Genomic DNA, 11,999 nt, shown 5'->3' with positions numbered 1-11,999 from the left:
TCGCATGACAGTGTTTAGTGCAATGTGTCTGAGCCTGGCGCTTGCGGGTGACGCAAGCCGGCTAATTCGTTGAAACACATAATGGCAGAAATTCGCACGTACTCAGTGACTTCGTAGTAAGCGCGCTCGCCTTCGTCATCCGGCTCAACATCGTCAGACAGACGTGCGATTTCACTTAAATCCTGAATTGCTTCGCGTAAATCTTCCGAGGCCTCGGCCAGGTTCTGCTGATTGACCCCAAAACCGACCAGAAATGACTGCACCCAATCGGTTAAAGCCTTTAGTCGCTCAGCAAGTGGCTCTTCATCGCCCGGCAGCAATAACTGAAAGCTCATTTGCGGATCAGAGAGGTCTTCACCCACCTGCTGGTGGACGTCGTTCAGCAGTGACTTCATGCCGACACTGAACGCCTGACCTTCATTCGCCAGATCGATCATCAGACCGTGCCATTCACTTTGCTTTAAAGGCGCGCCACTGGCGACCAGCCCGCATAGCATGCCGTGGATTTCTGCGGCACATAGGAGCATATTTTCGCGCTCAAGGTGTTGATTGAGCGCATCATATGCGCGTGCTATTGATTCTGACATATATTTTTTCCAAGCCATGTGAATGTCGCCCAAAAGAATTGCCATTATCCTAACACTGGCAGCAAGGCGGAGCCAGAAAAGTGCCAGCGCGCTGACTTTCCCCCGCTTAAGAATGCTGCAACTGAGATAGGCTCCAGTTGCATAATGATAGCAGTACAGCTATGCTCCGCCCTATAGAATCAAGAGGAAATTCGTAGATGAGCGGTCACGCAATGGACATCAGATTACTCGATAGAAATTATCGGGTTATGTGCCCGGATGGTCAGGAAAGCGCGCTTCGCGAAGCCGCTCGCCAACTTGACCAGCGCCTGAATGAAACTAAGAGCGCCACCAAGCTGACCAATGTTGAGCAGATAGCGGTCATGACCGCGCTTAATATATGCCATGAATGGATAGAAGATAAAACTCAGCAGTCAAAGCATACAGCTGCGCTGGAGGACAAGGTTCGCCTGCTCCAGGCAACGATTGAAAAAGCCATGGGTGAACAAGCATCCAGCCAGGACGGCGACGAGTACAACTAGAAGTACGCCAGATAGAAATACACCAGAGTTTTACAGCAGAATTATGCTCCCTGGGGTGTTAGCCAGTTGGTGAATGTCCCTGAGCCGATGTTTTCAGTTAAGGGTCCTGCTTGGTGGTCAGTGCGCAAGCCCGGCATGTACCGGGAAGCCTGCGACCATTCAATTCAGCACCCGCCTTGAGCCAGTGGGTTCAAGGGCTACCACGCAGCAGCGGCATCTTGGGGAGCACCCTTCTACTCAGTTTGCGGGCCGGTTTCAGGATCAAAGGTTTCCGGGTCTGCCACCCCTAAGTCAAAAATAAACTGATATCGGTCTTCCGGTGACAACAACAACACATAGCGACCTGTACCAGCGGATTTATCACGCCCGCTTGCGCGGTATTGAAGGCGCAGACGCTCTTTCGACAATGCCGGCGCCAGCGCTGCATTATGACAAGGCTCGACACCATCAATCCGGTCCAGTTCAATCCGCCAGCGAAAAGGCCCAGCGCGCACCCGCAATTCATCCCCAATAATATGGTATCGGGTCGACATCAGGATCCACATCGGTAACACCGCCGCCAACAGTAGCAATACCAGCGCCAGCAATGCCCAGCCGCTGATAGCCAGCAACGAACTGGCCAACAGCACGAACAACGCCAGCGTGACCACCAGCAGCATCAGCCAGCTATCCACTTTCGAATTATGGATCTTATCCATTGCCTGATTCCTCTTTAGCTTCCGCTACGATAGCGCGGACGTCGTTAAGCAATTCACTGGTGTCGTACAGAATCCCGTCACGAATGGTATATTTTATGCCGTTGGTCCGCGTTGGCTGATTATTTTCATCCAGCTGATAGTGGCCGGTGCCATACAAGACTTTAAAGTTGCGCAACGGGTTCTCTTGCACAATCACCAGATCCGCTTTTTTACCTGCAATCACACTGCCAATTTCATCATCAAGGCCAAGCGCTTCGGCGCCGTGCAAGGTCGCCGCCTGAATCACTTCCAGCGCATTAAAGCCTGCCTCGCGTAACAGCTCCATTTCCTGAATATAGCCGAAGCCATAAATTTTATAGATATAGCCCGCGTCCGACCCCAGCGTTATCCGTCCACCGTGGTTCTTATAGTCATTCAGAAAGCGCATCCACAGACGGTAGTTATCTCGCCAAGCGACCTCGTCGTCGGTAGTCCAGTCAAACCAATAGGAACCGTGAGCATAGCGACTTGGGGTAAAGAAGTCCCATAACGTGGGCAAGGTGTATTCATCGTGCCACACCGCGTTGCGTTGCCGTTCAAGGTCACGACTGGCCTCATAAATGGTCAGCGTGGGGTTGATGGTAAAGTCGAGTTCAATCAGTTCGTCACGCACCTGATTCCAGCGCTCTGACCCTGGTTCTGCCGCCTGCTGCCAGAGACGTCCGGCTTCGCCAAAGCGATCCTGTTCATTCTGGTAGTTATAGTCCGGTGAATAGTCCTGAATACGCTGACCGGTAAACAGCGCTTCCGGCAACCCGTACCAGTGTTCCATGCTACCCAGGCCCATGCGCGCTGAATCCAGCACATTGGTCCGCACTACATTGAGCTGGGCGTGGTGCATCATGGTGCCCAGCTGCTGCTGTTCTGCTTCATCCAGTGCCGCCGCAATTACCCGTGGCGGTGCACCAAAGAATTTAATCCCCGAGGCACCTTCGCTTTTAATCTGACGCACCCAGTCGCGAGCCTGGTCTGCAGTGATAATAGGCTCTACGCTGCCCTGGCCAAAGCCAACGTACGGAATAATGCGCGGTGCCGCGATCTCTCCCCGCTCGGCGCGCTGTGCATGCTCCAACGTCCAGTCTAAGCCGTTAAAACTGCCGGGTTCGCGAACCGTGGTAATACCATGGGCGAGCCACAGTTTGAGCACATAGTCAGCCGGGATATTATCCGCCGAGCCGCCCAGGTGTGCATGCATGTCGATAAACCCCGGTAATATGTAATGCCCACTCACGTCGACTTCGACATCATCAGGGCCTGCTTCAGGACGGCCTTCGTTGCGAATTGGCACACCCGGGTAGCCGACCACGGCCACCTCAACAATGCGATCCTGCTCGATCACGATATCGACCGGGCCTACCGCTGGCGCGCCTTCGCCATTGATCAGGGTGCCGCCACGCAGGATCATTCGCTGATAAGGGCCCTCACCATTGCTGCGATCAGAGGCACTCGGCGGCGCTGCCGATACAGCCCAACTAAAGGCTAAAATACTGCAAACAACAATCAGAGTGGAAAGACGGCGGGTTAACATGGCATTGTCCTGTTATTCGATTTATCCTGCGAGTGTCGCAAGGGTCGAAAGGACAGTCAATGGCGGAGCACAGGCAAGCCGGTATGCAAACGCAGAAAACAACCTCCTCAGAGCAGGCTCGCAGTGCGTTGCGCGAACGCCTGATCAGCCAGCGCAATGCATTGAATGCAGCGCAACAGCAAGATGCTGCCAGCGCCTTAACCAGGCAGGCTCTTGCGTTACCCGAATTGCAGCAGGCACGGCGCATCGGCCTCTACCACAGCGTCGGGGGTGAACTGAATACCGCGCCGTTAATTGACACCCTGCTGGAGCAGGGCAAGCAGTTGGCGCTGCCGGTTTTACATCCGTTCAACCCTGGCCACCTGCTGATGCTCGACTACAGCAAAACAACGCCTATGCGCCCCAACCGTTTTGCTATCCCTGAACCTGTGTTGAGCTGCCAGGCAGTGGTGCCGTTAGCGCAGATAGACTGCCTGCTGATCCCTTTGGTTGGTTTTGACCCGCATGGCAACCGGCTCGGTATGGGCGGCGGCTTTTACGACCGCACCCTGGCTCCCTGGCTGAATGGCAAGCTACCCGGCTTAACCGTGTTCGGACTGGCCCACGACTGTCAGCAGGTCGAGCAATTGCCGGTGGCAAGCTGGGATGTTCCGATTAACGGTGTGATCACCCCGGGTCGCATCTGGCGCTTTTAAGCCGAGGTGATCCAGTGCCGGCCGGAAGTTGGCGAAGCTGCCGGGGCCACGTATACTAGACAGCATCCAGCGCTCACCAAAAGAAGAAGCCAATCATGTCTGATCACGCTAAAAAAATGGCCGCAGAAGCGGCACTCGAGTACATCAAACCCGGCACTGTTGTCGGTGTTGGAACCGGATCGACGGTCAACTATTTCATCGACGCCTTAGCCAGCATGAAGCATGACATTGACGGTGCGGTATCGAGCTCCAAAGCCTCAACCGAACGCTTAAAACAACATGGTATTGCAGTCTTTGACCTGAACGGGGTCAGCGAACTGCCCGTTTACGTTGACGGTGCGGATGAAATTAATCGTCACCGGCAAATGATCAAGGGCGGCGGCGGCGCACTGACCCGCGAGAAAATCATTGCTGCGGTGGCCGACCGCTTTATCTGCATTGCCGATAAAAGCAAGCTGGTGACTGCACTCGGTGACTTCCCGTTGCCGGTTGAAGTTATCCCCATGGCACGTTCGTATGTCGCGCGGCAACTTGTGAAGCTTGGTGGCGACCCGGTGTTACGCGACGACTTTGTCACCGATAACGGCAACGTCATTCTCGACGTTTATAACCTAAATATCGGACGCCCTATTGAGCTTGAGGAAAAGCTCAATCAAATTACAGGGGTTGTAACCAATGGGCTGTTTGCTTCGCGCGGTGCTGATATCGCACTGCTCAGCGATGGCCAAACCCTGACTACACTGGATTAAGGACATAGCCTAATGGCGCCGACCGTTTCACTGGATAAAAGCCGCATTCGTATCGTACTACTTGAAGGGGTCCATCAAAGCGCCATTGACTGTCTCAAGCGCCAGGGCTATCACAATATCGACTGTTACCCCACGGCACTGTCAGGCGACGAGCTTGACCAGGCGCTGGCCAACGCCCATTTTGTGGGTATCCGTTCACGCACTCAGCTAAGTGCAGAGGTGTTGGCTAAAGCTACGAAACTGGCGGCCATTGGCTGCTTTTGCATTGGCACCAACCAGGTCGACACCGACGCCGCAAAACGACTTGGCATTCCGGTCTTTAACGCGCCGTTTTCGAATACCCGCAGCGTGGCCGAGCTGGTTCTGGCCAATATCATTATGCTGCTGCGCCGGGTTCCGGAAAAAAATGCTGCCTGCCACCGTGGTGAGTGGCCAAAAACCGCCAGTGGCGCGCATGAAGTTCGCGGCAAAGTACTGGGTATTATTGGCTACGGTCATATTGGTACCCAACTGGGTATTCTTGCCGAACAACTGGGCATGCAGGTGCTGTACTACGATATTGAGGAAAAACTCTCGCTCGGTAATGCTCAGCAAATCAATGCGCTGACGAGCTTACTTGAACAAAGTGATGTGGTGAGTCTGCATGTACCGGAAACTCGCGAAACGCAACAGATGATAGGCGCCAGTGAACTGGCCTATATGAAACCCGGCAGTAAACTTATTAATGCGTCGCGCGGCACCGTGGTCAATATCGACGCCCTGGTCGATGCACTGCAAAGCGGACACCTTAGTGGCGCTGCCCTCGACGTGTTCCCGGTTGAGCCTAAAGCTACCGACGACGAATTTGTGTCGCCACTGCGAGCCTTTGATAACGTGATTCTGACCCCCCATGTCGGCGGTTCAACCCAGGAAGCACAGGAGAATATCGGCGTCGAAGTTGCCGGTAAACTGACCAAATACTCGGATAACGGCTCGACTTTATCCGCGGTGAACTTCCCCGAGGTGTCGCTGCCGTTGCATGCCGATGCCAGCCGTTTGCTGCACATTCATAAAAACCAGCCCGGGGTGTTGCGCGAAGTAAACCAGACCTTTGCCGACTTAGATATCAACATCGCTGCGCAGTACCTGCAAACCGACAGCGAGATTGGTTATGTGGTGGTCGATATTGACAGCGACCAGGCTGACGCCGTGCTGGAAAAGCTTAAAAACATCGAGGGCACTATTCGGGCGCGGGTACTGCACTAACCGTTGCCCGAAACGAAAGACCAGCACCATTTGCCGACGTTACTTTACCGACGCAACCTTAACGACGTTAGGTTGCGTCGGCTTTTGCCTGCACTATCAGTTCAGCAGGTACCACAAAACTGAAGCGGCTTCCCTGGCCGACCTTACTGTCAATTTGCAGTCGTGAACGGTGATGTTCCAGCGCATGCTTAACAATGGACAAGCCAAGTCCGGTGCCGCCGGTGGCACTGTTGCGGTCCGCATCAATGCGGTAAAAACGTTCTGTTAACCGGCTTAAATGCTCAGGTTCGATGCCCGGTCCGGTATCGCTGATAGAAAACGCTGCCGCTAAATGGCGGCGCTGCCAGGTGAGGTTAATAGTACCGCCTGCCGGGCTGTATTTAATTGCATTGGTCAATAAGTTCATCACCACGGCACGCAATTTATCGGCACTGCCATACACGCTCAGGTGCTCGTCCAGGCTCACTTCAATGCGGTGCTGCTTTTCACTATTCAGCAATGAGACATCATGCACACAACTGCGGATCAGGGCAGCCATGTCGACTTCTTCAGTAAAACTGTCAGGCCCGCTGGACTCAATACGCGACAGCTCGAGTAGCTGATTCACCATATTCTGCATCCGTGCCGTCTGCGCGGTCATATCATGAATCGCTTTGTGCAGCTGCTTGGCTGGCAGCAGCTCCGGTTCATCCAGCATTTCCAGATACCCCTGCATCACCGTCAGCGGTGTTTTCAGCTCATGCGAGACGTTGGCGACGAAGTCTTTGCGCATTCGCTCAAGTTTGGTCAACTGCGTCACATCGCGGGCTATCAACAGGAATTGGTTGTCAGCATAGGGCATCACCCGTACCTCCACTTCCATACTGGCATGTGCCGGCGAATGCATGGTAACAGCCTGGCTGAAATCGCCTTTTTTAAAGAATTTGACGAAGCGCGGATGGCGGATCAGGTTGGTGATACGAATGCCATTGTCACCCGGCCACTGCAGTCCGAAATACAGCTGAGCCAACTTGTTGGCCCAGGTCACGGTGCCATCTTCTTTTAGCACCACCGCTGCATCTGGCATCGCTTCGGAGGCCTGACGGAAACGCTTGATCAGTGTACTCAGTGAGCGTTGGCGCACCTGATTGCGGCGCAGGGTGCGGTAAATACCGTCAAAGATATCGGTCCACACCCCTTTGCCCATTGGTGGTAACAGGGTTCGGCTGTCCCACAGCCAGCCGGTCAGGCGGTTAATGTAGTAATAGTGCCAGCAGAGCTTAAGCAACAATGCCAGCGCCAGTGCCTGCCAGACAACATCGAGGTACCAGCCTGCCAACACAAACGGCAGCAGATAAACCAGCAAACCACGGAGAATAGCGCTTAAGGTATAATTACGTCCCATTTAACGCGCCGAGAACCGATAACCAACACCACGCACCGTCTGTACCAGCCGATCATGACCCGCCCCTTCGATGGCTTTACGAAGCCGTCTGATGTGTACATCCACAGTACGGTCTTCAACAAAGACATTGGTTCCCCATACGTGATCAAGCAGCTGTTCACGGGAATATACGCGGTCCTGATGGGTCATAAAGAAGTGCAACAAACGGAATTCAGTGGGGCCCATATCAATCGCGCCATCATTGGCACTGACACGGTGCGACACCGGGTCCAGTTTAAGCCCTTCGATTTCAAGCGGCTCATCAAGGCTGGTAGGAGATACCCGACGAAATACAGCCCGCATCCGCGCCATCAGTTCCTTGGGTGAGAACGGCTTGGTGATATAGTCATCGGCTCCCACTTCAAGCCCTTTGACTTTGTCCTCTTCTTCACTGCGCGCGGTGAGCATGATAATCGGGATGTGTCGGGTGTGATCCTGGCTCTTCAGAGTTTTTGCCAGTTGAATACCGCTCCCACCGGGCAACATCCAGTCAAGCAGCACCATGTCCGGGTAGGGCTCGACCACTGCATCCAGTGCTTTGTCATAGTCCCCTGCCTCAACCGGCTGATAACCATGCTGTTCCATAACGAATGCCAACATCTCCCGAATTGGAGCTTCGTCTTCTACGATCAGAATCTTGCGCGCCATGCCTAATCCTCTCTTTTGGTTAATGCAGGCATTATGGGAGTATTGTATGACACTTTTATGACCACAGCGCAATTGCGTCATGATTTGGTAAAAAACACGGGTGTCATCATTTGTTAAAAAAATTAGTTGCGCCCCATGGTCAGCTTGGTAGAGTAAACCTGCATCGACCATAAGAAGAACTTTAATCAGGTAGCCAGGGTTTAGGGCATGACAATAGATGTTTTCACGGCAGGGCTGGCCAAGTGATGCAGAATCAGCGAATTTCCCGGTCACTGCTTACTCGTGTCCTGTCGGTATATTTTTTACTCACCTTCATGATTACCTGCGTACACATCGCAGGCGAGTACTTTAATACCAAACGTTACCTTGTCGCAGAGCTGGAAAACCAGCAGCACACCTTTGCTGGCAGCCTGACCCGTGCCTTATGGGAATTCAATTCCCCACAAATCAATGCCATCGCCGAAGGGTTAATTAATATCCCCTCGATTGGCGGCGTTATTATCCGCGACGACGAAGGCAGCATCCTGGTTCAGTCAGGAACCACCTTCGAGCCTGCCCAGTTACCCAGCGAGCAGAATGAAGCGGTTAACCTGACCGAACAAAATGGTGTGTTTGGCCATTACAGCCCACTTATTTTTGAGTTCTCCGGGCAATCAACCCGGGTCGGCGATGTGGCCATTTTTTCTAACCGCAATGTTGCCATTGACCGGCTCAAAGTCAGTCTGGCGTTCCTCATCGGCAATGCCATTATCAAAAGCACTCTGCTTATTCTGATTTTCTCGCTCGCCTTCAGCCGCCTGCTTAGCCGCCCTTTCCAGCAGTTAAGCAAGCAAATCGAAACCTTTCATATCGATGATCTGGATAACTCGCGTATTCACCTCAAAGACCAGCACAACAACGAGTTCACCCAGGTGGAAGACGCTTACAACCGGCTTATCGACAACCTGCAAAGCCACCAGGCCGACCTGCACCTGACCGAACAAAAGCTGCGCCACGCCAATCAGCAACTGGACGCACAAAACAACCTGCTGGAACAGGAAGTCGCGCGTAAGACGTCTCGCCTTAGCCATCTGATGATGGACCTGGAAAACCGACGCCACGAACTTGAGCAACGCCAGTACAAGCTGGAGCAGGAAATTCGCCAGCGTAAGCTGACCGAAAGTACCCTGAAACGGACCAATCAGCGCCTCAAAGAATCACTGGAAACCTTGCAACGGGCGCAAAGCCAATTGGTTGAATCAGAAAAGATGGCCTCGCTTGGTGGCCTGGTTGCTGGTATTGCACATGATATTAATACGCCGATTGGGATTGGTGTGACCGCCAGTTCGTTCCTTGCTGACCGTCTTGAACAGCTCGCCATTGCGCTCGAGGATAAAAGCCTTACCCAGAGTCAGTTAGGCCATTTCATCGCCGATGGGCGTGAAAGTGTGCAGTTGCTGGATAGTAACCTGAACCGGGCGAAAGACCTGATTGAGAGCTTTAAACAGGTGGCCGTGGATCAGACGTCTGACGCCATGCGTGACATCGGCATATGCGAGTACGTAGACGGCGTGGTTCAGTCGTTGCGACCGAAATTAAAACACACCCGCCATGAGGTTAAAGTGGAATGCGAAACCGATGTGCGTATTCGCTGCCTGGCCGGTTCACTGGCACAGATTCTGACCAATATGATCCTGAATTCGTTATTGCATGCGTTTGATGGCATAGACGAAGGCGTTATCCGCATCCGCTTGCGGGTACACAATGACACCCTCAATTGCACCTTTCAGGACAACGGCAATGGCATGACTCAGGATAACCTTGATCATCTGTTCGACCCGTTTTTTACCACCAGACCCAACGACGGCGGCAGCGGTCTTGGCACCCATATTATCCGTAACCTTGTGTGCCAGACGCTGCAAGGTGACATCACCGCTCATAGCGCTCCCGGCAAAGGTTTACGTTATGATTTCCATTTTCCCGTTGAAGTGCTCGATCACTAGGCTACAATGCCTGCTCGCCCCAACCTAACCCTTGTTTCCGGAGTAACCCCATGTGGTTTAAAAACCTGCGCGTGTACCAGTTTACCCAACCTTTTGCCGTTCCCGCTGATTTTGACAGCAGCCTTGCTGAGTACCTTTATCAGCCGTGCCAGCGCCATCAACTGGCCAGCTTTGGCTTTGTCTCCCCATTCGGCGAGCAAAGTGAAGTGCTGCATCACGCTATCGGCGATAATATTTTGTTGTGTGCACGCAAAGAAGAAAAAGTGCTGCCAGCCAGTGCAATTAATGCGGAGCTGGATGAAAAGGCCCGCGCCTATGCTGAAGAATACGCCCGGCCTATGCCAAAGAAAGAACGCAGCGCATTGAAAGAAGACATCGTCCACCAGATGCTGCCGCAGGCGTTTAGCCGTTTCAGTACTCAATGGGCATACCTTGATGTGAAAGGACAGCGGCTCTTTGTGGATGCCTCATCAAGCAACAAAGCCGAAGACTTTAGCTCGCTGCTGCGCGGTGCCATTGGCTCGTTACCGGTCAAACCCTGGGGGGCTGAGCAGGCTGCCGAGACCTTTTTCACCACCTGGCTGGAACAGCAAAGTGCTCCTGCCCCGTTCGAACTGGGCGGCGATGCTGAGCTGAAAGGAAGCGGCGATGAACCTGCTGTGGTGCGGCTGAAAAAGCAGGAACTGGCCAGTGAAGAAATTCAAAGTCATTTGCAACACGGCAAAGTGGCGACCAAGCTTGGCCTGATATGGGATGAGCACATGAATTTCGTACTCGAAGATGACTTTGCTATTAAGCGGTTGCAGTTCAGTGATGTGGTCAAAGAAAAGAACGACGACATGGCGGGCGCTGATAAAGCCGACCAACTGGATGCAGACTTCAGTCTGATGGCACTGGAATGCAATGCCTTACTGGATGCCCTTGACGAGGCCTTGACGGAAAGTTAGCGCAAAGTTAACGCAGCAGCGTCCTGCTAGTCGCGTAACGCACTTAGAATGCTTTGGTAGTCAGCCTGCACCGCAGGCTGCTGCCAGACACCCGGACGGGTAATACAACCACTGCTGGCGTACATTTTAAGCAACTCTTTTTCGTCGGTAACCTTGATCTGCCCGGTCAGAACCCCGGCCAACTGCATAAAGCTCAGATACGACGGCTGTAAGCTGCCGATCCCTTCACGCCATTGCTTGTGTAAACGAATAATATCGGCGCTGAACTGCCAGCTGGTTAACACTTTAGTCCCCAGAGGCACTGCCAGGACCTGTTTCGCCGCATAATAATCCTCCATATCACTCAGCTGGTCCTGTTCAACCACACTGAGCAGCGGCAATACGCCAATCCGGCTGCAGCTGCAGGCCAAAGCAAGCGTATGGCTATGCAAGTCCATTTCGCCCGGATAATGATTGAGTAAGGTGACCGCGGCGGCGGTCAGATCCAGGCTTTGTCGCCACGCCTCACGCAGTTCGTCTTTGACCATCGCATCCTGCGCTTCATACAGCCCTTCCAGCGCCATCGCCAATGAGACATTACGGATTTGCCAGAATCCCAGCCGCATAACGGCTTGCGGCAGATTTTCTGCTTTTACCGGGCGCCCCAGCCAGGCACTGTTTGCGATGCGCACCAGACGCGCGCTTAAGGCCGGATCGCGTGCAATGATCCGTGACAGTTTGGGTAATGTCATCATGGGATCGGCGACCGCCTGCTGCACCTGAATCGCGATTTCGGGCAAGCCTGGCAGCTTAATACTGTCATCCTCTAACTGCTGACTAACCTGGTTCAATAAATCCGTATAAGTGTGCATAGCTACCATGTGTATTCTGGACTATTCGCAAGAGGCATAGTTTGTCGTGGATTGATTGTGAACGCAAGCATCGCCGTCGTCACAAA

General features: G+C 53.3%; 12 protein-coding genes and 1 other RNA gene. 7 read left to right on the top strand and 6 right to left on the bottom strand.

From position 1 onward, the window contains the following. Positions 1-14: 14 nt before the first annotated feature. The gene (locus CWE14_RS12040; RefSeq protein WP_126790060.1) at positions 15-587 is read right to left on the bottom strand and encodes a UPF0149 family protein; all 573 of its coding nucleotides are present in this window, start codon (positions 585-587) and stop codon (positions 15-17) included. A 197-nt stretch (positions 588-784) separates the two neighbouring features. On the opposite strand from CWE14_RS12040, the gene zapA reads away from it, so the two are divergent. Then, the gene (gene zapA, locus CWE14_RS12035) at positions 785-1,108 is read left to right on the top strand and encodes a cell division protein ZapA (protein ID WP_126790061.1); all 324 of its coding nucleotides are present in this window, start codon (positions 785-787) and stop codon (positions 1,106-1,108) included. Positions 1,109-1,152: 44 nt separating this feature from the next. Continuing rightward, positions 1,153-1,337: non-coding RNA, 6S RNA (gene ssrS, locus CWE14_RS12030), on the top strand. Positions 1,338-1,341: 4 nt separating this feature from the next. Here the strand turns inward: ssrS and CWE14_RS12025 are convergent. Further along, on the bottom strand, positions 1,342-1,806 hold the full coding sequence (locus CWE14_RS12025; RefSeq protein ID WP_126799598.1) for a PH domain-containing protein: 465 nt from the start codon (positions 1,804-1,806) through the stop codon (positions 1,342-1,344). Then, complete coding sequence (locus CWE14_RS12020; protein ID WP_126799597.1) at positions 1,799-3,373, bottom strand: amidohydrolase family protein; 1,575 nt, start codon at positions 3,371-3,373, stop codon at positions 1,799-1,801. The genes CWE14_RS12025 and CWE14_RS12020 overlap by 8 nt, the downstream gene beginning before the upstream one ends. A gap of 83 nt (positions 3,374-3,456) precedes the next feature. Between CWE14_RS12020 and CWE14_RS12015 the strand changes: the two genes are divergently transcribed. The 3 genes from CWE14_RS12015 to serA all read left to right on the top strand — a co-directional run bounded on the left by CWE14_RS12015 (position 3,457) and on the right by serA (position 6,062). Continuing rightward, entirely contained in the window at positions 3,457-4,068 is a 612-nt protein-coding gene (locus CWE14_RS12015; protein WP_126799596.1) for a 5-formyltetrahydrofolate cyclo-ligase, read from the top strand. A gap of 95 nt (positions 4,069-4,163) precedes the next feature. Beyond that, positions 4,164-4,817, top strand: a complete 654-nt coding sequence (gene rpiA / locus CWE14_RS12010) for a ribose-5-phosphate isomerase RpiA (RefSeq protein WP_126799595.1) — start codon at positions 4,164-4,166, stop codon at positions 4,815-4,817. A gap of 12 nt (positions 4,818-4,829) precedes the next feature. Further along, on the top strand, positions 4,830-6,062 hold the full coding sequence (gene serA / locus CWE14_RS12005; RefSeq protein ID WP_126799594.1) for a phosphoglycerate dehydrogenase: 1,233 nt from the start codon (positions 4,830-4,832) through the stop codon (positions 6,060-6,062). Between the two features lie 67 nt (positions 6,063-6,129). Here the strand turns inward: serA and phoR are convergent, their stop codons facing one another. Together phoR and phoB are read right to left on the bottom strand one after the other, a co-directional pair. Continuing rightward, positions 6,130-7,446 carry a phosphate regulon sensor histidine kinase PhoR gene (phoR, locus tag CWE14_RS12000; protein ID WP_126799593.1) on the bottom strand — a complete coding sequence of 439 codons (1,317 nt, stop codon included), beginning with the start codon at positions 7,444-7,446 and terminating at the stop codon, positions 6,130-6,132. Then, positions 7,447-8,133, bottom strand: coding sequence for a phosphate regulon transcriptional regulator PhoB (phoB, locus tag CWE14_RS11995; RefSeq protein ID WP_126790068.1), 687 nt, complete (start codon positions 8,131-8,133; stop codon positions 7,447-7,449). A gap of 245 nt (positions 8,134-8,378) precedes the next feature. Between phoB and CWE14_RS11990 the strand changes: the two genes are divergently transcribed. Together CWE14_RS11990 and rdgC are read left to right on the top strand one after the other, a co-directional pair. Then, entirely contained in the window at positions 8,379-10,115 is a 1,737-nt protein-coding gene (locus CWE14_RS11990; RefSeq protein WP_126799592.1) for a sensor histidine kinase, read from the top strand. Between the two features lie 50 nt (positions 10,116-10,165). Beyond that, positions 10,166-11,062 carry a recombination-associated protein RdgC gene (rdgC, locus tag CWE14_RS11985; RefSeq protein ID WP_126799591.1) on the top strand — a complete coding sequence of 299 codons (897 nt, stop codon included), beginning with the start codon at positions 10,166-10,168 and terminating at the stop codon, positions 11,060-11,062. 26 nt (positions 11,063-11,088) lie between these two features. On the opposite strand, the gene CWE14_RS11980 is transcribed toward rdgC, so the two are convergent. Further along, positions 11,089-11,913 carry an HDOD domain-containing protein gene (locus CWE14_RS11980; RefSeq protein WP_157981822.1) on the bottom strand — a complete coding sequence of 275 codons (825 nt, stop codon included), beginning with the start codon at positions 11,911-11,913 and terminating at the stop codon, positions 11,089-11,091. Between the last annotated feature and the right edge of the window lie 86 nt (positions 11,914-11,999).

It is taken from the genome of Aliidiomarina soli (genome assembly GCF_003986975.1).
Classification (GTDB): domain Bacteria; phylum Pseudomonadota; class Gammaproteobacteria; order Enterobacterales; family Alteromonadaceae; genus Aliidiomarina; species Aliidiomarina soli.
Note: the sequence above shows the minus strand (reverse complement) of the source record. Positions and strands in the feature narration are given on the sequence as shown.

Coding starts and splice junctions, on each gene's coding strand:
- CWE14_RS12025 (WP_126799598.1), bottom strand. CDS start 1,806: ATGGATAAGATCCATAATTCGAAAGTGGATAGCTGGCTGATGCTGCTG.
- CWE14_RS12020 (WP_126799597.1), bottom strand. CDS start 3,373: ATGTTAACCCGCCGTCTTTCCACTCTGATTGTTGTTTGCAGTATTTTA.
- CWE14_RS12015 (WP_126799596.1), top strand. CDS start 3,457: ATGCAAACGCAGAAAACAACCTCCTCAGAGCAGGCTCGCAGTGCGTTG.
- CWE14_RS12040 (WP_126790060.1), bottom strand. CDS start 587: ATGTCAGAATCAATAGCACGCGCATATGATGCGCTCAATCAACACCTT.
- CWE14_RS11990 (WP_126799592.1), top strand. CDS start 8,379: ATGCAGAATCAGCGAATTTCCCGGTCACTGCTTACTCGTGTCCTGTCG.
- zapA (WP_126790061.1), top strand. CDS start 785: ATGAGCGGTCACGCAATGGACATCAGATTACTCGATAGAAATTATCGG.
- rdgC (WP_126799591.1), top strand. CDS start 10,166: ATGTGGTTTAAAAACCTGCGCGTGTACCAGTTTACCCAACCTTTTGCC.
- serA (WP_126799594.1), top strand. CDS start 4,830: ATGGCGCCGACCGTTTCACTGGATAAAAGCCGCATTCGTATCGTACTA.
- CWE14_RS11980 (WP_157981822.1), bottom strand. CDS start 11,913: ATGCACACTTATACGGATTTATTGAACCAGGTTAGTCAGCAGTTAGAG.
- rpiA (WP_126799595.1), top strand. CDS start 4,164: ATGTCTGATCACGCTAAAAAAATGGCCGCAGAAGCGGCACTCGAGTAC.
- phoB (WP_126790068.1), bottom strand. CDS start 8,133: ATGGCGCGCAAGATTCTGATCGTAGAAGACGAAGCTCCAATTCGGGAG.
- phoR (WP_126799593.1), bottom strand. CDS start 7,446: ATGGGACGTAATTATACCTTAAGCGCTATTCTCCGTGGTTTGCTGGTT.